Here is a 23,531-nt window from a genome sequence, read left to right as displayed (position 1 = left end):
CCTGCAGCGCCGTAAGCTCAGCTGCATGACCCGGTTCCAGCGCGAGCACCTCGAGACGCTGCTCGCCGCCGTCGACCACGGCACGCTCGACGCGGCGGCCCGTGCGCTGGCGATCACCCCGTCGGCGGTCTCGCAGCGGATCAAGTCGATGGAGCAGCAGGTCGGCCGGGTCCTGCTCCAGCGCACCACCCCGGTGCGCCCGACCGCGGACGGCGCAGTGGTGCTCCGGCACGCACGGCAGGTCCGGCTGCTCGACGAGGAGACCTCCCGAGCGCTCGGCGGTGGATCGTCGGTGGTGCCGTCGATCCCGCTGGCCGTGAACGCCGACTCGCTCGGCACCTGGTTCCTCGACGCCCTCGCCCTCGTCCGGGCCGGCACCGAGGTGGTCTTCGACCTGCACCGCGAGGACCAGGACCGCACCGCCGAGCTGCTCCGCGCCGGCACGGTGATGGGTGCCGTGACGGCCGAGGCGGATCCGGTGCAGGGCTGCTCGTCGGTGCCGCTCGGCATCGACCGGTACCGGGCGGTGGCGTCCCCGGCGTTCGTCGCCCGTTACCTCGGCGACACCGGCACCGAGCGGCGGATGCTCCGGCGGCTCGACGAGGTCCCGCTCGTCGACTACGACCGCGACGACGACCTGCAGCAGGGGTACCTGCGGCAGGTCCTCGGCCACGCTCCCGGCGGCCCGCGCCACTTCGTCCCGACCTCTGCCGACTTCGCCCGTGCGGTCACGCTCGGGTTCGGGTGGGGGCTGCTGCCCGAGGCGCAGTGCCTCGAGGCGATCGACCGCGGTGTCCTGGTCGAGCTGGCCCCGGGTCGGCACGCGGACGTGGCGCTGTGGTGGCAGCGCTGGAACCTGGCGTCACCCCTGCTCGAGCGGGTCACCGACGCCGTCCGTGCGACCGCGTCGTCGCGACTGCACCCCGCGCGTCAGGTCTGACAGCGCGGACACCAGTAGGTGTCGCGCAGGGTGAGTTCCGAGTCGCCGAGTTCGCCGTGCCGGATCGGGGTCCCGCACCGCAGACACGGCTTGCCGGCACGGCCGTAGACCCAGAACCGTCGCCCGGGGCGGTCGACGCCGGTGGTGACGCGGGCGCTGCGGTCGCGGTTGGCCAGGATCAGTCGGCTGGCGAGCGTGATCGTCCGCGCCGGGTCCGGCACCTGCCCGACCGGACGCGTCGGCAGCACACCGCGCAGGAAGCAGAGTTCGTTCCGGTACACGTTGCCGAGCCCGGCGAGCACCCGCTGGTCGAGCAGTGCCAGCCCGACCGGGCGCTCGGGGTCCTCGGTCAGGTTGGCGAACGCCAGGTCGGCGTCCCAGTCGGGGCCGAGCAGGTCCGGCCCCAGGTGTCCGACGACCTCGGACTCCTGGTCGCGCGGCACGACCTCGAGCACCCCGAGGGCGAAGCCGACGGTGGAGACCCCCTCGGCGTCCAGGATCGCCCGGGCCTGGTGCGCAGGGCGTCGCCAGCGGTCACCGGGCGCGTAGACGTCCCACCGGCCCTCCATCTTCAGGTGCGAGTGCACGGTCAGGTCGCCGATGCGGTGCAGCAGGTGCTTGCCGCGGGGGACGACCTCGTCGACGGTGCGGCCGACCAGGTCGAGCGTCGCGAACGCGGGGACCCGGAAGTCGCTCTTCGTCAGGACCTTGCCCGCCAGCGCGGTGTGCAGGCGGCGGGCAGCCCGGTAGACGGTGTCGCCTTCAGGCACGGGTCACCTCCGACGGGTGCGCGCGCGCAGTCCCGATGGCACGGGTCACCTCCGGCACGTGGTCGCTGCACTGCCGGGAGGCGCGGCTCGCCTCACACACGGAGCCGCAGCCCCTGCGGGGTCGCCGTGAACCCCGCGGCCCGGAGCGCGCCGCCGAGCGGCGTCTCGAGCACGAAGTCCCCGTCGACCCGCTCGACCGAGAGCTTCCGCAGCCCGGTCCGGACGATGCCGGCGATCGAGGCGGCCGCGGCAGCGAGGTCGGCGGCGTCGTCGGTGAAGGTCAGCACCGACTTGCCACCGCGCTCCACGTACACGGTGAGCTTGCCGTCGACGGTCGTGACGAGGGCACCCGCCTTGCGCCCGGGCCGGTGGCCCCGAGCGGTCTTCGCGCCGCTGCCGACCGCGGTCTCAGGCGGGGCGGCTCCGCCGTCGTCGGCCACGAGACCGGGGTCGGCGTCGCCCGTCGGCCACGGCAGCGAGGCCCCGAACGGGTTCGCCGGGTCGGTCGCGGCGAGCGTGAGTGCCTCGCGCTTCCGGTCCGGGTCGTCACGCTCGTCGTCGCCGAGTTCGCGGGCGTAGGTGCGCAGCCGGTCGACGGTCGGGCCGGTGGCGAACTGGGCCGCACCGAGCCCCTCGACGAAGTACCCACGACGAGCCCGGCCGGACTCCTCGAAGCGCGAGAGCACCCGGTACACCCCGGCGAAACCACCCCGGACGCCCTCGACCTGCACGGCACCGCGGGTGACGACGCCGTAGCGTTCGAGCAGCTGTTCGGCGGTCGCGGCGGCCCGAACGGTCGAGTCGGACTCGGCCAGCGGCAGGAGCGACCAACGACCCCCGACGGACGGCGGCCCGGACTGCGTCGGCATGGTCGGACGCCGACGGCCGCGGTAGGCCCGAGCACGCGGAGCGCTCGAGCTCTTCGCCTTGCCGCCGAGCATCGAGCGCAGCGGGGCGAACGTGTCGTTCGTGATCTGCCCGGCCCAGACCAGGTCCCAGAGCGCGGTGGTGAGCGCCTGGTCGTCACTGCTGCCCACGGCCTGGCCGAGCTGCCGGAAGAAGTACGCGCCACCGCCGGCCAGGGCGCCGAGCACGTCCCGCTGCAGCTCGGTCGTCTCGTCCCCGGAGGGCTCGGCGAGCGTCGTCGCCGCGGTGTCGGCCAGGTGCAGGCGTACCCAGCCGTCGTTGCCGGGCAGGGTGCCCCCGCCGGACCACAGGACCTCGCCGGTGGCGGTGAGTTCGTCGAGCATGCTCGTCGAGTAGTCGGTGACGCGCGACGGCAGCACCAGGGTCTCCCAGGCGCTGGCGGGCAGGGCGACCCCGGCGAGCTGGTCGATCACCTGCAGGACGCCGTCGACGCCACGGAGCCCGCCGCGGGTCCCGGGGGTCTGCACGTGCTGCCACGCGGGCAGGAAGCGGGCGAGGGTGTCCGGCGAGACCGGTTCGACCTCGTGCCGCAGGGCTGCCAGGGACTTCGTGCGGATCCGTCGCAGGACCTCGGCATCGCACCACTCGGCGCCCTGGCGGTCGGGGCGGAACTCACCCTCGATCACACGGCGGTCGGCGACGAGTCGGCGCAGGGTGTCCTGCACGACGGCGATGCCCAGCCCGAGGCGACCGGCGGCCTCCTGCGCGGAGAACGGCCCGTGCGACCGGGCGTAGCGGCCGATCAGGTCACCGAGGGGGTCGGCCACGGGCTCGACGAACGCCGTGGGCACACCGATCGGCAGCGGGACCCCGAGCGCGTCGCGCAGGCGGGCGGCGTCCTCGATCACGGCCCAGCGCGTCGCGCCGGCGTGCGAGAACGAGAGCACCCGGCGGTCCCGCTCCAGCACCTGGAGCGTGCTCCGCAGTTCGGCGGTGGCCGCTGGACGGTCGGCGGTGTCGGCGAGCCAGCTCCGGTCGACCGCTTCGTCGAGGTCGAGCGCGCCGACGAGCCGCAGCACGTCCACGAGTCCTTCGGCGTCACGGGCACGGCGGTCCGGCGACAGCCGCTGCAGGTCGCGCTCCACCGAGGTGATGACCGCCGGGTCGAGCAGCTCGCGCAGCTCCGCGCGGCCGAGCAGCTCGCCGAGCAGGGTCGAGTCGAGCGACAGGGCCGCTGCCCGGCGTTCGGCGAGCGGGGTGTCGCCCTCGTACATGAAGGCCGCGACGTACCCGAACAGGATCGACCGGGCGAACGGCGACGGCTGTTCGGTCTCCGTCTCGACCAGGCGGATCCGACGTCCGGCGATGTCGTCGGCGATCCCGAGCAGCGCAGGCACGTCGTAGACGTCCTGCAGCACCTCGCGCACGGTCTCGAGCACGATCGGGAACGTCGGGTACTTCTGCGCGACCTCGAGCAGTTGCGAGGCCCGCTGCCGCTGCTGCCAGAGCGGCGACCGCTGCCCGGGGTTCCGTCGGGGCAGCAGCAGGGCGCGCGCCGCACACTCACGGAACCGCGCAGCGAACAGTGCCGAGCCGCCGACCTCGTCGGTGACCAGGGCCTCGAGGTCGTCGCGCTCGAACACGAACAGGTCGGCACCCGGCGGCTCGGCGTCGGTCTCCGGGATGCGGACGACGATGCCGTCGTCGGCCGCCATCGCGTCACCGTCGATGCCGTGCCGCTCGCGCAGCCGTGCGGCGACGGCCAGGGCCCACGGCGCGTGCACCTGCATGCCGTAGGGCGAGTGCAGGATGAGCCGCCAGTCCCCGAGCTCGTCGCGGAACCGCTCGATGACGAGCGTGGTGTCGTTCGGCACGTGACCGGTGGCCGCGCGCTGGTCGCGCAGGAAGGTCAGCAGGTTGGTGATCGCGCGCTCGTCCAGTCCACCGGCGGCGACGCGGGCGCGGGCGTCGTCGTCCGAGGCGCCCTCGACCTCGCGCACGAACGCACCGGTCGCACGGCCGAGCTCGGCGGGCCGGCCGATGCCGTCGCCCTTCCAGAACGGCACGCGTCCGGGCTGCCCGAACGCCGGGCTCACGACGACGCGGTCGTGGGTGATCTCCTCGATCCGCCAGCTCGTCGCACCGAGGGCGAAGACGTCGCCCACGCGCGACTCGTAGACCATCTCCTCGTCGAGTTCGCCGACACGGGACGCCTTCTCGCCGACCATGAAGACGCCGAACATGCCGCGGTCGGGGATCGTCCCGCCGCTCGTCACCGCGAGGCGCTGGGCACCGGGGCGCCCGGTCAGGGTGCCGTGCACGCGGTCCCAGACCAGCCGTGGCCGGAGTTCGGCGAACTCGTCGCTCGGGTACCGGCCCGTGACCAGGTCGAGCGTCGCCTCGAACGCCGATCGGGGCAGGCCGCTGAACGGGGCGCTCCGCCGCACGAGCTCGAACCAGTGCTCGACGTCGAGTGTGTCGATCGCCCCGGCCGCCACGGTGTGCTGCGCCAGGACGTCGAGCGGGTTCGCCGGCACCGAGATCGACTCGATCTGGCCCGTGACCATCCGCTCGACCGTGACCGCGCTGTTGACCAGGTCGGCCCGGTGCTTCGGAAACAGCACGCCGCGGGAGATCTCGCCCACCTGGTGGCCGGCACGACCGACGCGCTGCAGGCCGCTCGCGACCGAGGGCGGCGCCTCGACCTGGACGACCAGGTCGACCTCGCCCATGTCGATGCCGAGCTCGAGTGAACTCGTCGCGACGACGCACCGCAGCCGACCGGACTTCAGGTCGTCCTCGATGATCGCGCGCTGGTCCTTCGACACCGAGCCGTGGTGTGCGCGGGCGAGCACCGGGACGGAGGCGTCCGAGCCCCCGCCGCCGGTCTGCCCGGACCCTCCGATCAGCTGCGCCGGCGGTCGCTTGGCCCCCTGGGGCGCGACGGCGTGGGCCGAGGTGCGGGCCGGTGACTGCGGGCGGCCCCGCGCCACGGGCAGGCCGTCGTCGTCCGGGGACGCACCGGCCGGCACCAGCACGCCGTCACCGGCGGCGGCGAGCACGCGTTCCTCGTGGATCTCGTTCAGTCGAGCAGTCAGCCGTTCGGCCAGCCGCCGCGAGTTCGCGAACACGATGGTCGAGCGGTGTTCCTCGATCAGGTCGACGACGCGCTCTTCGACGTGCGGCCAGATCGACCCGTTCGTCGGCGACTCGGACGCGTCCGCACCCACCGGCGGCGCCCCGAGCTCGGTCATGTCGTCGACGGGCACGACGACCCGCAGGTCGAAGGTCTTCTGCGCGGGCGGCGCGATGATCGTCACCGGTGCACGGCCGCCGAGGAACCGCGCGACCTCTTCCGGCGGGCGGACGGTCGCGGACAGCCCGATGCGCTGCACCGGCTTGTCGAGCAGGTCGTCGAGGCGCTCGAGCGACACGGCCAGGTGTGCGCCGCGCTTGGTCGAGGCGACCGCGTGGACCTCGTCCACGATGACCGTGTCGACGTTCACCAGGGTCTCGCGCGCCTGCGAGGTGAGCATCAGGTAGAGCGACTCGGGCGTGGTGATGAGGATGTCCGGCGGCTGGCGCAGGAGCTTCTGGCGGTCGGACGACGGGGTGTCACCGCTGCGCACCCCGACCGTGACGTCGGGCGGTTCCGTGCCGAGCCGCCGAGCGGTCTGGGTGATGCCGACGAGTGGGCTCCGCAGGTTGCGCTCGACGTCGACGCCGAGGGCCTTGAGCGGCGAGACGTAGAGCACCCGCGTGCGCTGCTTCGCCGGTGGGTGGTCCGTCGCGCTGATGAGCCGGTCGATCGACCACAGGAACGACGCCAGGGTCTTGCCGGAGCCGGTCGGGGCGATCACGAGTGCGTGCTGCCCGGTCGAGATCGCGTCCCACGCCCCGGCCTGCGCGGGCGTCGGTGCGTCGAAGGCGCCGCGGAACCACTCGGTGGTGGCGGGGGAGAAGCGCTCGAAGACGTCCGTCATGGTCCGTCCCATCCTGCCCGCCACCACCGACAGCAGGCCGAGCGCACGTGCCCCTTGACAGAGCGATAGTTACCGATCTATCGTAAACACATCGCGATACGACGAAGACGATCAGGTCAGACCGATCGCGAGCCGACTCAGCACGACGAAAGGACTCCTCATGCGCCCCTCGTATGACGACAACAGCAACACGTCCCCCCGCGACCAGCGCGGGTTCGGCCCGCGCGGCCCCCGCTTCGGCGGCGCGCGGCAGCACCACGGCGCCGGCTTCCCCGGCCGTGACCGCGGTGACCACGACCACGGCGGCCGCGGCTTCGGTGGCCGCGGGTTCGGCCCCGGCTTCGGCCCGGGCATGGGCTTCGGCCCCGGTTTCGGCGGGCCCGGCTTCGGCCGCGAACGCCGTCGCCGCGGTGACGTCCGCCTCGCGATCCTCGGTCTGCTGGCCGAGGGCCCGCAGAACGGGTACGCCGTGATCAAGACCATCGCCGAGCGCACCGGCGGCGCCTGGAAGCCGAGCCCCGGCTCGGTCTACCCGACGCTCCAGCAGCTCGTCGACGAAGACCTCGTGGTCTCGTCGGGCGACGGCCGCAAGACGCTCTTCGAGCTCACCGACGCCGGCAAGGCCGAGACCGAGGCCAAGGCCGACGAGATCGCTGCTGCACTCGACGGGGCCCCGGGCATCCCGGACGCCCAGCGCGAGTTCTTCGAGGCGCTCCGGAAGACCATGGGCGTCCTGCAGATGTACCGCAGCACCGCGACCGAGGAACAGGCCAAGGCCGCCACGGCCAAGGTGGACCAGCTCCGCAAGGACCTGCTCCAGATCCTCGCCGACTGACGGACGTCACCCATGACGGACAGGAGGCCCGGTGCCAGCTGGCACCGGGCCTCCTGTCCGTCCGCACATCGTGAGCAGCTGTGGTCGGGTCCGCACGTCGGACCCGACCGTTCGTGCTCACGAAGCGCGCTCCGCAGCGCTACCCCGCGCCGACGAAGGCGGCCACGTCCGCCAGCTCCGCCGTCGACACAGCGTGCGGCAGGCCCGCGTAGGAACGGTCGGTCACGTCGGTGTGCGCTGCGGCCCACACCTGCGTCCGGGCGGTGGCCTCGGGCGGGATCACCGGGTCGAGGTCACCGTGCCCGAGGAACACCCGCGGCCGCACGGCCGACACGGCCTCGTCGCGGGAGTCCGTGACGCCCGGCACGACGAAGCCCGACAGCGACACCGCGAACGCGAACGCCGCGGGCCGGGCGCGCAGGAGCTGGAGCGCCATCGAGCCGCCCTGCGAGAACCCGAGCAGCCCGATCCGCGGGTGATCGGCGGCGACGGAGTCGATCCAGTCGAGCACCTCGGCGGTCGCGGCGTCCACCGCCTCGGGCGCTGGGGAGCCGGGCGTGCCGAGCGGGTACCAGCTGAAGCCGGGCCCCCACGGCATCGGTGCCCGGAGCGACGCGACCGTCCACGCGGGCGGCAGCGCGGGGGCGAGGCCGAGCAGGTCGTGCTCGTTCGACCCGACCCCGTGCATCGCCACGAGCAGGGGTGTGCCCCGCCGGTCGGAGGTACTCCGGGTCCACTGCACCAGGTCCGCATCGATCATGTGGACAACGCTAACCATCCCCAACTCCCGCGCCTTCCGCCGAACTCGCCGCCGTCCCTGGTAGACACGGTGCATGTCCTCGCTGCGCACCCCCGATCCCGACTCCGGCTGGCTGTCCGACGAGGAGCTCGCGAACGTCCGCCGTCGTCTGCCGATCTGCTACGTCGAGGCGGTCCCCGTCCGCACCGACGGCCTCGGCGTCGTGACCGAGGTCGGCGTGCTGCTGCGTGTCTCCCCGAGCGGTTCGATCGCCCGCACCCTGGTGTCCGGTCGTGTGATGTTCGGCGAGTCGATCCGCACCGCGCTGTTCCGCCACCTCGAGAAGGACCTCGGGCCGATGGCGTTCCCGCAGCTGCCCTCGAGCCCGACGCCGTTCACCGTGGCCGAGTACTTCCCGCTGCCCGGCGCCTCGGTGTACACCGACGAGCGGCAGCACGCGATCTCGCTGGCGTACGTCGTCCCCGTCACGGGGACGTGCGAGCCCCGGCAGGACGCCCTCGAGCTCACGTGGATGACCCCGATGGAAGCCGCGTCCGACGCCGTCGCCGACGAGATGGAAGGCGGCCGTGGCGCACTGCTGCGGGCTGGTCTGGCATCGGTCGGCGCCCTCCACTAGTCCGACCGGGGCGTCCGCGCCCGGCGCACGACGAAGCCCCCGGATCCGATCGGATCCGGGGGCTTCGCAGCGCGGTTGCGAACCGGCTTCAGTGCTTGTCGTCCTTGAAGCTGTCGGCGACGCCGTGCGCGGCGTCCTTGACGTCGGTGACGCCCTGCTTCGCCGAGGCCTTGCCCTGGTCGGTCTGGCCTTCGGCCTTCAAGCGGTCGTTACCGGTCGCGTTGCCGGCGGCTTCCTTGACCTTGCCACCCGCCTTCTCAGCGGCGTTCTTGATGTCATCGATGCCAGCCATAGGCACTCCTTCCAGAAGCGGACGTGTTCCCCGTCAGCCACTTTCGCGGCATCCGGTGAAGCAGACCGTACGCCCGGTGGAGTCCCCCACCCCCAGCCCCCGCCAAGGTTCGCCAGCACACTCACGCAAAACACCGGTGTTCACGGATCACACCCCGGGATGCGGGGGTTCGAAACGTGAACACCGGTGTCGTGCGGGCATCGACGCGCTCAGGCCGAGCGGGTCAGACCGCGTGGGTCAAGCGCGCAGGTCAGTGGCGGTCGGCAGCGCCGGCCGGACGGGAGGCGCGGCGCGAGCCACCACGACGGTTGCCGCCCGACTCGTTGCCGGACCGACCCGCGGCGTAGCCGCCCTCGGACGACCAGACGGCCGACGAGCCGCCGCGCACGACGTCGCTGCTGCCCGAGCGGCGGTTGCCGCCGCTGCGGCGACCACCGGTCGAACCGGCGGCTGCGGCACCGGAGCGCCCGGCGCCCTCGGAACGTGCGCCACGGGCCGGACGGCCCTGACGGCCCCCGGCCGAACCGGCGGACTCGCCAGCCGAACCGGAGCGCGCGGGCTGCGCCGCGCCTCCCGAGCGACCGCCGCGACCACGGCGACGACCGCCGCCGTCACCGGCGGACTCGGCCGAGCGCTGCTTGGGCTGACGCTGCTGGGTGGGCTGCTCCTCGGCGACGTGGCGGATCGGGGCGACCTCGCCGACGAGCGCGGTGACGGCCGGGGAGGTCGCCGAGACGTGCTGCGGCGTGACCTTGATCGCGGCTGCACGCATCATCTGCGCGACGTCGCGACGCTCGGCGGGCATCGTCACCGTGACGACGTCACCGGACGAACCGGCACGCGCCGTGCGGCCAGAGCGGTGCAGGTACGCCTTGTGCTCGGTGGGCGGGTCGACGTGCACGACGAGCTCGACGTTGTCGACGTGCACACCGCGGGCGGCGACGTCGGTGGCGACGAGCACGAGGGCCTCACCGGAGGAGAACTTCGCGAGGTTGCGCTCACGGGCACCCTGCGACAGGTTGCCCTGCAGGTCGACGGCCGGGATCCCCTGGCTGCTGAGCTGCTTGGCGAGGCGCTTGGCGTGGTGCTTCGTGCGCATGAAGAGGATGCGGCGACCGTTGCCCGAGGCGAGGGCGCTCACGAGGTGCTTCTTCGCGTCGGCGTCGGCGACCTCGAACAGGTGGTGGGTCATCGCCTCGACGGGGCTGTTCGCCTCGTCGACGGAGTGCATCACCGGGTTGTGCAGGAACTTCTTGACGAGCTTGTCCACGCCGTTGTCGAGCGTGGCGGAGAACAGCAGTCGCTGCCCGTTCTCGGGCGTCGCCTGCATGATCTTGGTGACGCCGGGCAGGAAGCCCATGTCGGCCATGTGGTCGGCCTCGTCGAGGACGGTGACCTCGATGTCGCCCAGGTTCACGTGACCCTGCTGCATCAGGTCGGCGAGGCGACCCGGGCAGGCGACCACGACGTCGACGCCGCCGCGCAGGGCGTCGACCTGACGACCCTGACCGACGCCACCGAAGATGGTCGTGGTGTTGAGGCCCATGGCCTTGGCGAGCGGGGCGAGGGCGACGTCGATCTGCGTCGCGAGTTCACGCGTCGGTGCGAGCACCAGGGCGCGGGGGCGGCCGGCGCGGCGCTTGCGGCCGCTGGCGGCGAGGCGGGCGACGAGCGGGATCGCGAAGGCGATGGTCTTGCCGGAGCCGGTGCGGCCGCGGCCGAGGACGTCCTTGCCCTGCAGGGAGTCCGGGAGGGTGTCCGCCTGGATGGGGAACGCCATGTCCTTGCCCTGGTCGGCGAGGACGGAGACCATCGGCGCGGGGACGCCGAGGTCGGAGAAACGGATGTCTTCGGTGGTCATGGTGACCTTTCGAGCCGGAGCAGTCCGGCTGTGGGCGCGCTCTGAGGCAGCGCGCGGGCGGGATGCGCGCCAACGGATGTGGCTGGCGCAGTCGCCGCAGCAGAGAAGCCTGGGCACCTTCGTGAGGTGCTCGATCATCGACCAGAGTCCGGGGACAGGTGGTCGGGAGTTCGGGGCGTCCGTACGACGCACGAGGCGATCGGCGCCTCGAGTACGACCAGCATAGCGTGCACATCCCCGGAACAGCGAGGGCGGGGTCGTTCGCCCTGCGCGTGCGAGGATTCCGGGGTGCGCATGCGATCCGTCCTGTTGACCACCGCGATGGCCCTGGTGGCCGTCCTCGGCACGGCCGGCTGCGCCGAGGCCGCCACGACCAGCGCGGCCGGGAGCTACCGCAACCTGCCGACCTCGGGCCGCGTGGACTACCAGCTCGGCGGCGGGTACACCCCGCCCTCCGGCGTGACGATCGTCGAGCGCGACAGCACCGACCGCCCCGCGAAGGGCAAGTACAACATCTGCTACGTCAACGGGTTCCAGACGCAGCCCGAGGCCGCCCGCACGTGGAAGAAGTCGTACCCGTCGGCGATCCTCCGCGACCGCGCGGGCAAGCCGGTCTCCGACCCGGGGTGGCCGGACGAGATGCTCCTCGACACCCGGACCGCGGCCAAGCGTGCCCTGATCACGAAGGTGCTCGCGAAGACCGTCGCCCGCTGCGGTGACCGCGGGTTCGACGCGGTGGAGTTCGACAACCTCGACTCGTGGACCCGGAGCGGCAAGCGGCTCACCCGTGCCGGCAACCTGGCGCTCGCGAAGTCGCTCGTCGCCAAGGGGCACCGGCACGGCCTGGCCGTCGGGCAGAAGAACACGCCGCAGCTCGGGGCGTCCGGCCGGAAGCAGACCGGGTTCGACTTCGTCGTCGCCGAGGAGTGCGTGCAGTACCGGGAGTGCGCCGCGTACACGAAGGCCTACGGCAAGCGGGTCATCGACGTGGAGTACTCGGACACCCTCGAGCGCTCGTGGGGGTCGGTGTGCGGGCTGAAGAGCCGTGCGGCCATGACGATCCTGCGCGACCGCGACCTGGTGACCCCGAAGGACGACGCGTACGTGTACGAGCACTGCTGAGCGCTCGGAACGGTTCTTCCCAGAACGCCTGCGATGCCTGGTCGAATCGGGCGTACCGGGTCAGAACTTCCGACCGGGTACGCCCGGAACGACCGGGTACGCCCGGAACGACCAGGTACGCCCGGAAGCGCCACCCCCGCCAGCCCCGCGCCCGCCAGCGCTACGCCGGCCAGGCCTCCCGCAACGCGGTCGCCGCCTGGTCGGCCGACAGCCCCGCCGAGCGCGCCGCGGCGGCCAGGGCACGAGCGGCCTCGGTCACGGCGTCCGGCACCGCTGCCGGCCGCACCACCCGGGTACCGGCGCCCCGTGCGGTGTGCACGAGCCCGGCCTCCTCGAGCAGCTGGTAGGCCTTCGCGACGGTGCCCGCGGCGAGCCCGAGCTCGTCCGCCAGCCCACGCACGCTCGGCAGCCGTTCGCCGTCCACCAGGTACCCGGCGGTGATCTGTGCGGCGATCTGCGATCGGACCTGCTCGAACGGCGGCACGCGGCCACCGACGTCGAGGGCGACGAGTCCTGTCATGCGTTCCACCCTAGAAGTCGTACTGCTCGCCGACGGGGATCGGGACCGGCACGGTGTTGCCCGGGGGCGCGAGCGGGCACGCCCACGCCGGGTCGTACGCGCACGACGGGTTGTAGGCGAAGTTGAAATCGAGCACGAGCGACCCGAGGTCGTCGCCGCCCAGGTCCGAGCCCTTGATGGTGTCGAGCAGGTAGCGCCCGCCGCCGTAGGTGCCGCGGGCCTTGCCGGCGCTGGCGTCCTTGACGGGGACGAACACCCCGCCCGCGTAGCCGCCGTGCTTCCAGACGTCGAGGGTGCCGACACCGGGGACCCGCACGAGTCCGAGCCGGTCGAAGTGGACGACACCGTCGGTGCCGGTCTCGAAGTCGAACTCGGCGGGCTCCGTGGCCTCGATGCGCACCTGGAACCGCCACGCCGGGTCGTAGTCCGGCACCGGCAGGGACTCGAAGTCGCGGGCGTCCTCGTCGAGCAGCGGCGAGGCGGGGTGCTCCGCGAACATCGCGTCACGGGTCTCGCGCCAGAGTGCGTGCGCCGTCTGGGGGTCCGGGGTGGCGCGGACGCGGCGGTACAGGTCGAACGTCATCCGCCGCCAATCCGTCGTCGCCAGCGTGCTGCGCACGCGGTCGTCGGTCGTCGGCTCCTGGGGGCGCGTCTGGCTCACGTGGTCGAGGCTACGCCCGCTCCGCGGTGGACGGGAGGCCCGACCCGCGTCACGTCACTCGCCGTCGGTCCGCCAGGTGGGCGCGAGGGCGCGCATCCGGAACGCCCGCCACTGCCAGATGACCCACATGCCGGGCCACAGGGCGACTCCGAGGACGGCCGGTCGCATCCGGTAGGTCAGGCGGTCGAGCAGCAGGGTCCGGCCACCCGGTGCGGGGACGACGGCCATCCGGTGCGACATCGTCATCCGCCCGAACAACCCGGACGTGCCGCCGCCGTTGTCGCGCTGCACGGGGACTCCCCGGACCTCGTACAGGTCGAGGTCGACGTGCGTGTCGCCGCTCGGCACCAGTCCGAAGGCGTCCGCCGTGATCGGGTGCGGGTGTCCCGGCTCCCAGCGCTCCGGGAACCCCCGGGGGTCGCGCGAGCGGTACGCCAGGAACGGCTTCGTCACCGCCACCATCACGGACGGGGACAGCAGGGCATCGCGCACGGCGTCGACCGGCGCGTCGAGGACGATCCGGAGGCCGACGTGCATGGCGGTGACGCTACGCCCGCGGGCTGGACGGTGCGCCGTGGCGCGCTGGGCGACGACGCAGGCGCGACGACGCAGGCGAGACGCCTCAGGCGTGCCGGGCCGACCGACGGCGGGACCCCTCGGCGCGGTCGTGCCGCCGGAGCCGCTCGGCCAGTCCGAGCCGGACGGCCGGCCACTCCGACGCGATCACCGAGAACACCACGGTGTCGCGCAGCGTGCCGTCACGGCCGATCGCGTGGTTCCGGAGCACGCCGTCCTGCTTGGCGCCGAGACCCGCGATGGCCGCCCGGGACTGCAGGTTGTGCCAGTGGGTGCGGAACTCGACCGCGATGCACTGCCAGGCCTCGAACGCGTGCGACAGCATGAGCAGCTTCGACTCGGTGTTGATCCCCGATCGCTGCGCTGACCGGGCCAGGAACGTGCTGCCGATCTCGACGTGGCGGTTGCCCGGGTCGATGTTCATGAAGGTCGTCGCCCCCACCACCCGGCCGGTCGGGCGGTCCCGCACCGCGAACGGCACCATGCGGCCGGCCTCGTGCTCGGCGAGCCGCCGGTCGATCTCGGCCTCGACCTGTGCCGGGGCGGGCACGGAGGTGTACCAGGTGCGCCACAGGTCTCCGTCCGCGACCGCCGCCCGCAGGTCTTCCGCGTGCTCCTGCCCGAGGGGCTCGAGCGTCACACGGTCGCCGGTCAGGGTGGGTACGGGGGCGATCTCCATGGACATGCATCCTAGGGTCGCCGACCCTGGTGGAACCCGGTCGGACAGCGACCCTGTGGAGAGGGACAGCATCGCCCGGGCGGCTATCGTGACGGACGTGGCAGAACGCACCCAGGAGAAGTACCAGGTCCGGTTCGCGTGGGGTCCCGGAGGTGCGGCACGGATCGCCCACGGCACCCACCTGCTCGTCTGGGTCGACGCCCTGCCGCCGACCCCCGACGCCGCAGCACAGCGGCGCGCGCTGCGGAACGTGACCGCCCAGCTGCCGCAGGGGCCGGAGGTCGTGCTCGGCCACCTCGGCAACGCGGTGGCGGTCGCGGAACGGGTGACGAGCCTCCAGGCCGCACGCGGTGACCGGTGCGTCGTCGCGATCGTGGCCGCCGGGCTGCACCACACCGCAGCCCTCGACGACGCGGCCGAGGCGGCGGGGGAGTCCGTCGACGTCGCCGACGCACCCGACTTCGCCGTCGAGGACCTGCTCGCCGCCGGAGCCGTCGTCGACGCGCTCACCGAGGTCGGCATCGACCACACCTCACCCGAGGCCGCTGCGGCCTGCGCGGCGTACACGGGGCTGCGCCGTGCCGTGCGGCACCTGGTCAGCGCGTCCGAGGGAGCCGCCGTCCTGAGCCGTGACGACGTGCACGCGGCGCTCGCCGCGGGGCCGGACCTGCCCGTCCTGCGGGAATCGGGGGAGCGCGCGTAGCGTTCGCCCCGTCACGGAACCAGCGAGCGAAGGAGCAACGCCATGCAGGCAGTCGTCGGCGACACGGTGATCGCGGAGGCCCCCGAAGAGGACCTCATCAAGATCGAGGGCAACTGGTACTTCCCGCCGTCGAGCGTGAAGACCGAGCTCTTCACCGAGAGCCCCACCCAGTACCACTGCCCGTGGAAGGGCGACACCCAGTACTTCACGGTGAACGTCGACGGACAGGCGCTGCAGGACCGCGCGTGGTCGTACCCGACGCCGATCCCGTCGTCGTTCGACCGCGTCGGCAAGGACTACTCGGGCTACGTCGCGTTCTGGAAGGACGTCCAGGTCGTCGAGTGACGACCGCCCGTCACCCTGACCGGCTGCGACTCAGCCGGTCGGGGTGAGCACGACCAGCGCGACGTTGAGCGCCACGATGACCGCCGCGATCACCCACGCCACCACGCGGGTGGTCGCGGCGTTCACGTCGGTCCCCATCACGCTCCGTCGCGAGGTGTAGACCACCAGGGGCACGATCGCGAAGGCGATGCCGAAGCTCAGCACCACCTGGCTGACCACGAGCAGCATCGTCGCGTCGATGTTCACCGCGAGCAGCACGATGGCCGGCACCAGGGTGATCGCGCGCCGGGCCACGAGCGGGATCCGCACGTGCAGCAGGCCCTGCATGATCTCCGCGCCGGCCATGCAGCCCACCGAGGTCGAGGCCAGGCCGGACGCGAGCAGGCCCACGGCGAAGAGCACCCCGACGACCGGGCCGACGTTCTCGGCGATGGCGCGCTGCGCCCCGGGGATGGAGTCGGTGCCCTCGACGCCCGGCAGGGTGGCCGCGGCGAGGACGAGCATCGCGATGTTCACCCCGCCCGCGACGATCAGCGCGAGGCCGACGTCCCACCGGGTCGCGACGAGCACCCGGCGACGCTCCGGCCCGGCGGGGACGTCCCCGTGGCGGTCCCGGGCGAGCGCCGAGTGCAGGTACACCGCGTGCGGCATCACGGTCGCGCCGAGCATCGAGGCCGCCAGCAGCACCGACCCGGAGCCCTCGAACCGCGGCACGAGCCCGGCGACCAGGTCGGCCGGAGACACCCGGGCGAACAGCAGCCCAGCGCAGAAGCCCACCGTCAGGATCGCGAGCATCGCCGTCACCACGGTCTCGAACAGGCGCGTGCCCCGGCGGCTGTGCAGGGTCAGCAGGAGCATCGAGACGAGCCCGGTGATGATCCCGCCGACCACGAGCGGCAGGCCGAAGAGCAGGTAGAGCGCCAGCGCGCCGCCGATGACCTCGGCGATGTCGGTCGCGGCGGCGACGATCTCGGCCTGACCCCAGAACAGCAGGCGCGGGGTGCGCCGCATCCGCAGGCCGAGGTGCTCGGGCAACGACTTGCCCGTCACCACCCCGAGCTTGGCGGACAGGTACTGCACCACCACGGCGCTGGCGTTCGCGGCCACGAGCACCCAGAGCAGCAGGTACCCGTACTCGGCGCCGGCCGTCAGGTTGGCGGCGACGTTGCCCGGGTCGACGTACGCGATGGCCGCGACGAAGGCCGGTCCGAGCAGGGTGAGCCCTGCTGCGCGGCGACGCGGGGCACCGGATGGGTGCTCGTCGAGCCGGGGGCTGGCAGTGTCGGTCATGCACCGATCCTGCCAGAGAATTCGGCATCCCGAATCTTTTTATTCGACGTGTTGTTGCGCTGGCCGGTCGCCGCTCGAGCGTGCGTGTGTCGGGTGGTCACGACCTGTCGGCTGAGGCGCCGCCAGCCGACGGTTGGTGACCGCTCGGCGGAGGTGAGCGGGGTGTCGTGACCGCTCGTGCTCAGCTCGTCGTCACTCTGCGGCGCGGCGGGCGCGGTGCGCCCGGACCTTCGCCCGGTTGCCGCACCGCTGCATCGAGCACCAGCGACGGGTCCCACCGCGTGACGAGTCGTAGAACACCAGGCCGCAGTCCTCGGCCGAGCAGCGGCTCAGCCGCGTCGGCCGGCCGTCGGCCTCGACGTCGTCGAAGCCGACCTCGGTGAAGAGCGCGACGGCGTCGCGCGCCACGCTCGACAGGGCCTGCGCCAGGCGGACCCGGTTCGCTCCGGCACGGCGTCGGCCACCCGGGAGGCTCGGGGGCACGTCCGGCAGGGCGGCGAACAGGTTGACGGTGTCGATGTCGTCGGGCGCGGGGCGCGTGCGGCCGGCCCCGGCACGCAGGCCCGCCGCCACGGCGGTGCGTTCCGCGGCGGTGCTCGCCGGCGCGGGGGCGGCGGCCACGGCGAGCCGGGCGATCGCGGCACGCAGGGCCCGGGCGTCCTGCAGCTCGCGGGCGCTGGCACCGACGTCGATCGGCTCGGTGTGCTCGCTGAGCCACTCGTCCAGGTCGGCCGGGCTCGCGAGCAGCTCCCCGAGCTGCGACCGCGGTCGGCGTCCGGTGGGGTCGTCGGCGAAGCCACCCGTGTGCGCGAAGTCGAGCGCGATCCGTCCGGCGTCGAAGAACCAGGAGGAACCGGCGTCCGTGCGGATGTGCTGCCCCGTGTGCATCCGCCCAGGCTAACTGGTTACCGGCGCGCCTCCGTGCGTCGGGACCCTCATGCGGTAGTCGATGCCATCGTGGCCGCGTCGTCGTCCGCGGTCCGGCGCCGCCAGGTGATGACGTTCCGGGCATCGAACCGCCGGGAACAACGGGCGCAGGCCAGGGGACGGGTGGGCGTGCGGTACCGGAAGTGCTCGTGCCCCGCGGGGCAGGTGCCGATCCAGGGGGCGAGTTCGCTTGCGATCGGCCCGTCGTGCAGCCGGGAGCCGGTGTACCCGATCGCCGCGGCGGTGCGCTTCCACTTCGGTCCGTGTGCCGCCCGGGCGCCGGCGAGTGCGTGCGCGACCTCGTGCAGCAGGACCTGTTCGACGTCGTCGTCGGAGAACCGGGTGGCCAGGTGACGGCTCACCGTGATCCGCTTCCGCGCGAAGTCGCACTGACCGGCGCGGGTCTTGGCGTGGTCGAAGCCGAACGCCCACGTGCCGGCACCGAGGTGTTCGGCGATGAGCGCTTCGGCGCGGAGCCGGACGGTCTCGAGCGCGGTCACTGCTCGGCGCGCGGGTCGGCCTGGCCCTTCTTCGCTGCCCGGGCCGCGATCCGGCCCCAGATGTCGTCGGCCTCGGTCCGTGCGGCGTCGGGCGCACCGAGCACGCGGCGGCGGACCGGCGGGACCTGCTTCACCGGCTCGGCGACGCGGGTGGTGGGTTCCTCGTCCTCGGCACGGCGGGCGGCGACCTCGCGGGCGGTCCGTGGCTTGTCGGACGGTTCCGCCGGGTTCGTGATCGAGGCCCGCATGGCGGCTTCGACCGCGGTGCGCAACGCGTCGGTGCGCTCGGACGGCGCGCCGGCCTGTCGGAAGGCCTGGTACGCCCGCGACAGGGCGGCGCGGGCCTCGTCGAAGCGGTCGTTCTCGAACAGCGACCAGCCCTCGATCTCGGCTGCGGCGCCCTCGAGTTCGGGCCACTCCTCGGTGGCGGCGGTGTCGCGGGCCATGGCGGCCTCGGTGGCGGCGCGGTCGTGCCGCCCGAGGTCGTGCAGGACGTGCGCACGACGGATCCGCGCGGCGACCTTGTCCTGGCGCTCCCCGGTGAACATCGCCAGGCGGAACACCTCTTCGGCGATGACGAGCGACTCGTCCAGACGACCGAGCAGGCGGAGGAGCTCGGCCCGTTCGGCGAGGGCGTCGGTGCTGCGGCTCTGGCCGAGGTCACGGAGCCGCTGGTGCACGGCGTCGACGTCGACCGCGGGTCGCAGGCTGATGGGCGCGAAGGTGCTGCCCGGGCTGACTCCGGCCGTCACGGGAGCCGCGTGGCGCGGTTCACGGGAACGGTCGGACAGGTCGGGCTGCTGGCGGTCGTCGGGCGGGAGGGACATCGGTTCGAGGGTAGCCGCGGTCTCCCGGGAGCGGTCGGTGCGACGCGCTCAGGTTGCGCGGGTTCGGCCGTCCGCGCGTGCCCCGTGGACGGCGAACGGCCCGCCGTGCCGGAGCACGACGGGCCGTTCCGAGTGGTCGATCAGGAGTTGGCGGCCACCGCGGCGGCTGCGGCCACGCCGACGTAGGTGACCAGCGTCGCGATCGTGGCCACGACGGCCAGGATGATCGCGAAGATGCCCCAGCCGCGACCACGCTTGGTCACGGCGGCGATGATGCCCTGCACGAGCGCCCAGAGCCCGAGGATCGCGGCGACGCCGGCGATCACCGCACCGACACCGATCTGCGAGATGACGGCCGGGTCGTTCATGAGCTGACGCTGCAGCTCCTGCTGGTCCGGGGTGGCACCGCTGCTCGGTACGAGGTTGTTGATCGCATCGCTGTTGGCGAGCGCCGACCCCATCACGTACCCGCCGATGACGCCGATGACGAGCGCGGCGAGTCCGAGGAAGAACGCCACGACACCGAGGGTCTTCTTCTTGGGCTTCGGCTCGTCGTGGCTCTGCCAGGCCGGGGCACCGGCGTGCGCGGGCGCGGCGGCGTACGGCTGCTGGTCGTGGTGCTGGTCGTGGCGCTGCTGGTCGTTCCAGCTCGGCGTGCTCGACGGCTGGCCGTACTCCTGCTCGCCGTTCGGCTGGCCGTACTGCGGCTGGCCCTGCCCGGACTGCTGCTGGCCCTGCCCGTACTGCTCGCCGTACTGCGGGGTCGAGGTCGGCGCCGGGTCCACCCGCTCGCCGTACCGCGGGGCCTCGGCGTCGGGCTGCTGCTGCGGGGCGTCGCCCCAGCGCGGCGCCTGGCCGTCGCCCGTCCGGTCCTGGTCGTTCCGGTCGTCGTTCGTCATCAGGGTTCCCATCGCTCGGTCGCGCACCTGCGCAGTCGTTCAGACCATCCTGACAGCCGGACCCGCCGAGTGCCCGAAGTCCGTCCCCGGCGGTGCCGCGCGGGCATCAGCCCCCGAACACGCTCCGGTTCGGCTCCGGCGACGCGACCGCCGTCTGGTCGGTGACGATCGGCGCCCCGGCGATGAACGCCTTGAGCTCCGCACCGTGCACGACCTTCGCCGGCATCGGGTCGGACGAGTACCGCCTCGGCATGTCCGCCACCGGCAGGTCGGTCGGCGACCCGAGCAGCACGATGTTCCCGAACCGCCGGCCCTTGAGCATGCCGGTGTCCGCGACCGCGGCGACCGACGGCAGCACCGACTGCAGCGTCGACGCCTGCCCGCGGGCGAAGGCCAACCCGGCGCCGTCGGCCACGTTCACCGCGACGATGCCCGTCGGCGACAGGAACGCGGCGACCTCACGGTAGAACTCGACACTCGTCACGTGGGCGGGGATCTGCGAACCGCCGAAGACGTCCACCACCGCCAGGTCCACGGTGCCGCGGAGTCCGGCGGGCAGCTTGCCGAGGACCTCCCGCGCGTCGCCATACCGCACCCGGATCGAGGCACCGCGGGGGAACGGCAGGGCCTCGCGTACGTGCTCGACCAGGTCGCGCTCGAGCTCGATCACCTGCTGCCGCGAACCCGGACGGGTCACCGCGACGTAGCGGGGCAGGGTGAGGGCGCCGGCGCCCAGGTGCAGTGCCGTGATCGGGCCGTCCGGCAGCAGGTCGATCGCGTGCCCGATCCGCCGGATGTACTCGAACGCCAGGTGGGTCGGGTCCTCGAGGTCCACGTGTGACTGCGGGGTGCCGTCCACCACCAGGGTGAAGGACCCCGGTCGGTGCCGGTCCGGCTCCACCACCGAGTACCCCGCACCGATCCGGAACCCGTCGAACGCATCAGCCATGCCGTCAATGGAACACCACCGCGATCACCACCCGCGTCCCCACCCCTGGTTGGTGTGCCCGCGGAGCGCCCGGAACGAGGCTGATGTCACCGGTCGGAACACTCCGCCGGACCACCTCGAAAGGCACACCATGTCGGTCCAGCTCCTCGCGAACGTGCTCATCGGCCTCGCCCTCGTCGGCCTCCTGGCGTACCGGCAGGCGACCTGGCGGTCCCTCGACCCGGCGCGCATCTGGCGGGGACCGCTCGTGATGGCGATCGTCGGCGTGGTCGTCCTCGCACAGACCACGGCGACCGTCACCACCACCGACGTCGTGTTCCTCGGCCTCGAGGCCCTGCTCACCGTCGGCGTCGGCCTCGCGATGGGGGCCATGACCCGGTTCCGCACGGTCACGACGCCGGACGACAAGGGCCGCACGCTACAGTCCCGCACCGGGTGGCTCGGCGCCGCGCTCTGGATCGTCCTGATCGCCGCCCGCGTCGGGCTCGACGTCCTCGGCGGCCACCTCGGTGCGCACCTGCTCACCTCGACCGGCACGATCCTGCTCGTGCTCGCCCTGAACCGCGCCGCCCGTGCCCTGGTCGTCGACCAGCGCATCCCCCGCGGCGGCGACCGGTCGGATGCCGCCCGCCGCGGCATGATGGTGCGGTGAGCCTGCCGACCGACCCGGACCGGACCGACCCCGCCGGGGTCCGGTCCGCCTCGGTGCTCTCCTGGGGGCTCAACGCCGTCGGGATCGCCGTCGTCGCGTTCTGGTTCGTCCGGAACGGCCTCCTGCTCCACCACCCCGCGTGGGTCTGGGCCGTCGGGGCCGTGGCGCTCGCCGCCTGGGCCGTCCGCGAAGCGGCACGCACGCCCCGCGTCCTCGTCGCCGCAGCCGGCGTGATGATCGCCGCCGGATCGCTCGCAGTGGTGCCGACCGACTCGCTGCTGGTGGTCCCGGTGATCGTCGGGCTCGTCATCCTCGGCGCGGACCTGCGTCTGCCGGTCTGGACGGCCGCGGTCGCCGCGCTCGCCGCCGTCGTGGTGGTGGCCGTCACCGCGACGCTCGCGCAGACGTCGGTGCAGTTCGTCCTCGGCGTGAGCGGCGGGCTGCTGCTCGGCGTGCTCGTCGGCTTCAGTCGTCGGCAGGTCCGGATCACGACGGCGCAGGCTCGCGAGACCGAGCGGCAGCAGCAGCGCGCACGGCTCCTCGCCGACCGGTCCCGGGCGTCCCGGGACATCCACGACGTCCTCGCCCACTCGCTCGGCGGCCTGGTCCTGCAGCTCGACGCGGTCGAGGCCCTGCTCGAGGCCGGCCGCGTCGACGAGGCCACCCGCCGAGCCGGCGACGCTCGCGCGCTGGCCGCGGACGGCCTGGCCGAGGCACGGCGTGCGGTGCACGCGCTCCGCGACGAACCGCAGCCCGGCCAGCCGGAGCCGACCCGTGCCTCCAGTCCGTCCGCGGACCACGCGTCGGGCCTGACGGCCCTGCTCGACGCGCACCGCTCGTTCGGCGGCGAGGCCGTCGTGCAGGGTGACGCGACCCTCGCGGTCCTCGACGACGCCCACCGTGCCGCCGTGGTCCAGGTCGTCCGGGAGGCCCTCAGCAACGCCCGCAGGCACGCTCCCGGCCGCCCCGTGTCCCTGTCCGTGATCCGGGACGGCGACGCCGTGGACGTCGTCGTGGCCAACCCGCTGCCGAGCGGCGGGCAGGGGGTGCTCGGGATGCGCGAGCGGTTCGCGGAACTCGGCAGCGAGGCCACGGTGGAGGCCGAGCGTTCCGACGACGAGTTCGTCGTCGCCATGCACCTGCCCGTCGACGTCCGGGCTCCGGTGGCCGAGGACGACCGCTCGTGACCATCCGGGTGCTCGTGGTCGACGACCAGGCCATCGTCCGCGACGGCCTGGTGACGGTGCTGTCGCTCGTGCCCGACCTGCAGGTCGTCGGGCAGGCGGCCGACGGTGCCGAGGCGATCGCCGCCGTCGACCGGCACGTGCCCGACGTCGTCCTGATGGACCTGCGGATGCCGGGGGTCGACGGGCCGACCGCCACCGCGCGGATCGTCGCCGAGCACCCCGGGGTCGCGGTCCTGGTGCTGACGACCTACGCCGACGACGACTCCATCACCACCGCGCTGCGGGCGGGGGCCCGCGGCTACCTGACGAAGGACGCCGGGCGAGCGGAGATCGCGACCGCGGTGCGTGCGGTGGCCGCCGGGCAGTCGACCTTCGACGCGACCGTGGGGGCGCGGCTGGTGGCGCGCCTCGCAGGTGGTGCCGGTGCAGGTGACGGTGTCGCTGCTGGTTCCGTGGCGCCTGCGTCACCCGATCCCGGTCCGTCGCTCGGTGCGCGGTTCCCGGAGCTCACCCCGCGCGAAGTGGACGTCCTCGAGCGGATCGCGGACGGCCGGACGAACCCGCAGATCGCCGCCGAGCTGTTCCTGACGGTGCCCACCGTGAAGTCGTACGTGAACCAGGTGTTCGCGAAGCTCGGGGTCCGCACCCGGGCCGAGGCCGTCGCCCGCGTCCTGCGCTGACCACCCGCAGCACCCCGTCGTCCCCGAGCGACGGACTGCGGACACGTGAATGCGTACACATGGACGACCAGCGGACGCCAAGACTCGTTG

The 23,531-nt window shown here is 73.2% G+C and carries 24 protein-coding genes; 9 read left to right on the top strand and 15 right to left on the bottom strand.

From position 1 onward, the window contains the following. The first annotated feature begins 25 nt into the window (after positions 1 to 25). The gene (locus tag DEI98_RS00830; protein ID WP_111099598.1) at positions 26 to 940 is read left to right on the top strand and encodes a LysR family transcriptional regulator ArgP; all 915 of its coding nucleotides are present in this window, start codon (positions 26 to 28) and stop codon (positions 938 to 940) included. On the opposite strand, the gene DEI98_RS00825 is transcribed toward DEI98_RS00830, so the two are convergent. Continuing rightward, entirely contained in the window at positions 931 to 1,710 is a 780-nt protein-coding gene (locus tag DEI98_RS00825) for an Fpg/Nei family DNA glycosylase (protein WP_111099597.1), read from the bottom strand. The two genes, DEI98_RS00830 and DEI98_RS00825, sit on opposite strands and share 10 nt — an antisense overlap. 92 nt (positions 1,711 to 1,802) lie before the next feature. Then, complete coding sequence (locus DEI98_RS00820; RefSeq protein ID WP_111099596.1) at positions 1,803 to 6,560, bottom strand: DEAD/DEAH box helicase; 4,758 nt, start codon at positions 6,558 to 6,560, stop codon at positions 1,803 to 1,805. Positions 6,561 to 6,720: 160 nt separating this feature from the next. Between DEI98_RS00820 and DEI98_RS00815 the strand changes: the two genes are divergently transcribed. Beyond that, positions 6,721 to 7,395, top strand: coding sequence for a PadR family transcriptional regulator (locus DEI98_RS00815; RefSeq protein WP_111038468.1), 675 nt, complete (start codon positions 6,721 to 6,723; stop codon positions 7,393 to 7,395). Positions 7,396 to 7,534: 139 nt separating this feature from the next. Here the strand turns inward: DEI98_RS00815 and DEI98_RS00810 are convergent, their stop codons facing one another. Then, complete coding sequence (locus DEI98_RS00810; RefSeq protein WP_111099595.1) at positions 7,535 to 8,155, bottom strand: alpha/beta hydrolase; 621 nt, start codon at positions 8,153 to 8,155, stop codon at positions 7,535 to 7,537. 73 nt (positions 8,156 to 8,228) lie between these two features. Here DEI98_RS00810 and DEI98_RS00805 point away from each other — a divergent pair, with 73 nt between their 5' ends. Next, a complete protein-coding gene (locus DEI98_RS00805) occupies positions 8,229 to 8,771 on the top strand; it encodes an NUDIX hydrolase family protein (RefSeq protein WP_071406188.1) in 543 nt (180 codons plus the stop codon). 88 nt (positions 8,772 to 8,859) lie between these two features. Here the strand turns inward: DEI98_RS00805 and DEI98_RS00800 are convergent, their stop codons facing one another. Together DEI98_RS00800 and DEI98_RS00795 are read right to left on the bottom strand one after the other, a co-directional pair. After that, entirely contained in the window at positions 8,860 to 9,063 is a 204-nt protein-coding gene (locus DEI98_RS00800; RefSeq protein WP_111099594.1) for a CsbD family protein, read from the bottom strand. Between the two features lie 250 nt (positions 9,064 to 9,313). Beyond that, positions 9,314 to 10,924, bottom strand: a complete 1,611-nt coding sequence (locus DEI98_RS00795; RefSeq protein WP_111032224.1) for a DEAD/DEAH box helicase — start codon at positions 10,922 to 10,924, stop codon at positions 9,314 to 9,316. Positions 10,925 to 11,218: 294 nt separating this feature from the next. On the opposite strand from DEI98_RS00795, the gene DEI98_RS00790 reads away from it, so the two are divergent. After that, a complete protein-coding gene (locus tag DEI98_RS00790) occupies positions 11,219 to 12,046 on the top strand; it encodes an endo alpha-1,4 polygalactosaminidase (protein WP_258370715.1) in 828 nt (275 codons plus the stop codon). A 160-nt stretch (positions 12,047 to 12,206) separates the two neighbouring features. On the opposite strand, the gene DEI98_RS00785 is transcribed toward DEI98_RS00790, so the two are convergent. The 4 genes from DEI98_RS00785 to DEI98_RS00770 all read right to left on the bottom strand — a co-directional run bounded on the left by DEI98_RS00785 (position 12,207) and on the right by DEI98_RS00770 (position 14,488). Then, positions 12,207 to 12,566: a GntR family transcriptional regulator gene (locus tag DEI98_RS00785; protein WP_309147097.1), complete on the bottom strand. Its 360-nt coding sequence runs from the start codon at positions 12,564 to 12,566 to the stop codon at positions 12,207 to 12,209. 10 nt (positions 12,567 to 12,576) lie between these two features. Beyond that, positions 12,577 to 13,149, bottom strand: a complete 573-nt coding sequence (locus DEI98_RS00780; protein WP_051597091.1) for a DUF1684 domain-containing protein — start codon at positions 13,147 to 13,149, stop codon at positions 12,577 to 12,579. Positions 13,150 to 13,281: 132 nt separating this feature from the next. Continuing rightward, a complete protein-coding gene (locus tag DEI98_RS00775) occupies positions 13,282 to 13,764 on the bottom strand; it encodes a hypothetical protein (RefSeq protein WP_111099591.1) in 483 nt (160 codons plus the stop codon). A gap of 85 nt (positions 13,765 to 13,849) precedes the next feature. Then, entirely contained in the window at positions 13,850 to 14,488 is a 639-nt protein-coding gene (locus DEI98_RS00770; protein WP_111099590.1) for a GNAT family N-acetyltransferase, read from the bottom strand. Between the two features lie 91 nt (positions 14,489 to 14,579). Between DEI98_RS00770 and DEI98_RS00765 the strand changes: the two genes are divergently transcribed. Together DEI98_RS00765 and DEI98_RS00760 are read left to right on the top strand one after the other, a co-directional pair. After that, the gene (locus DEI98_RS00765; RefSeq protein WP_258370691.1) at positions 14,580 to 15,185 is read left to right on the top strand and encodes a hypothetical protein; all 606 of its coding nucleotides are present in this window, start codon (positions 14,580 to 14,582) and stop codon (positions 15,183 to 15,185) included. Between the two features lie 42 nt (positions 15,186 to 15,227). Next, the gene (locus DEI98_RS00760; RefSeq protein WP_111099589.1) at positions 15,228 to 15,530 is read left to right on the top strand and encodes a DUF427 domain-containing protein; all 303 of its coding nucleotides are present in this window, start codon (positions 15,228 to 15,230) and stop codon (positions 15,528 to 15,530) included. Positions 15,531 to 15,560: 30 nt separating this feature from the next. Here the strand turns inward: DEI98_RS00760 and DEI98_RS00755 are convergent, their stop codons facing one another. The 6 genes from DEI98_RS00755 to DEI98_RS00730 all read right to left on the bottom strand — a co-directional run bounded on the left by DEI98_RS00755 (position 15,561) and on the right by DEI98_RS00730 (position 20,922). After that, on the bottom strand, positions 15,561 to 16,820 hold the full coding sequence (locus tag DEI98_RS00755; protein WP_111099588.1) for an Nramp family divalent metal transporter: 1,260 nt from the start codon (positions 16,818 to 16,820) through the stop codon (positions 15,561 to 15,563). 192 nt (positions 16,821 to 17,012) lie between these two features. Further along, positions 17,013 to 17,708 (bottom strand): CGNR zinc finger domain-containing protein, encoded by a 696-nt coding sequence (locus DEI98_RS00750; RefSeq protein WP_027466753.1) that lies wholly within the window; start codon positions 17,706 to 17,708, stop codon positions 17,013 to 17,015. Positions 17,709 to 17,755: 47 nt separating this feature from the next. After that, complete coding sequence (locus tag DEI98_RS00745; RefSeq protein ID WP_111023268.1) at positions 17,756 to 18,247, bottom strand: SprT-like domain-containing protein; 492 nt, start codon at positions 18,245 to 18,247, stop codon at positions 17,756 to 17,758. Next, on the bottom strand, positions 18,244 to 19,074 hold the full coding sequence (locus DEI98_RS00740; protein ID WP_111099587.1) for a hypothetical protein: 831 nt from the start codon (positions 19,072 to 19,074) through the stop codon (positions 18,244 to 18,246). The genes DEI98_RS00745 and DEI98_RS00740 overlap by 4 nt, the downstream gene beginning before the upstream one ends. Before the next feature lie 140 nt (positions 19,075 to 19,214). After that, positions 19,215 to 19,973 (bottom strand): DUF308 domain-containing protein, encoded by a 759-nt coding sequence (locus DEI98_RS00735; RefSeq protein WP_111099586.1) that lies wholly within the window; start codon positions 19,971 to 19,973, stop codon positions 19,215 to 19,217. Between the two features lie 106 nt (positions 19,974 to 20,079). Beyond that, on the bottom strand, positions 20,080 to 20,922 hold the full coding sequence (locus tag DEI98_RS00730) for a spermidine synthase (protein WP_110863235.1): 843 nt from the start codon (positions 20,920 to 20,922) through the stop codon (positions 20,080 to 20,082). A gap of 130 nt (positions 20,923 to 21,052) precedes the next feature. Between DEI98_RS00730 and DEI98_RS00725 the strand changes: the two genes are divergently transcribed. From DEI98_RS00725 to DEI98_RS00715, 3 genes are read left to right on the top strand one after another with little or no spacing between them, the layout of a single operon-like run. After that, complete coding sequence (locus DEI98_RS00725) at positions 21,053 to 21,574, top strand: hypothetical protein (protein ID WP_111099585.1); 522 nt, start codon at positions 21,053 to 21,055, stop codon at positions 21,572 to 21,574. Next, on the top strand, positions 21,571 to 22,761 hold the full coding sequence (locus DEI98_RS00720; RefSeq protein WP_111099584.1) for a sensor histidine kinase: 1,191 nt from the start codon (positions 21,571 to 21,573) through the stop codon (positions 22,759 to 22,761). Before DEI98_RS00725 ends, DEI98_RS00720 begins: the two co-directional genes overlap by 4 nt. Next, positions 22,758 to 23,441: a response regulator transcription factor gene (locus DEI98_RS00715; protein ID WP_111099583.1), complete on the top strand. Its 684-nt coding sequence runs from the start codon at positions 22,758 to 22,760 to the stop codon at positions 23,439 to 23,441. Before DEI98_RS00720 ends, DEI98_RS00715 begins: the two co-directional genes overlap by 4 nt. Positions 23,442 to 23,531 lie beyond the last annotated feature (90 nt).

Origin of the sequence: Curtobacterium sp. MCLR17_034, assembly GCF_003234485.1 — a bacterium.
Taxonomy (GTDB): domain Bacteria; phylum Actinomycetota; class Actinomycetes; order Actinomycetales; family Microbacteriaceae; genus Curtobacterium; species Curtobacterium flaccumfaciens.
Note: the sequence above shows the minus strand (reverse complement) of the source record. Positions and strands in the feature narration are given on the sequence as shown.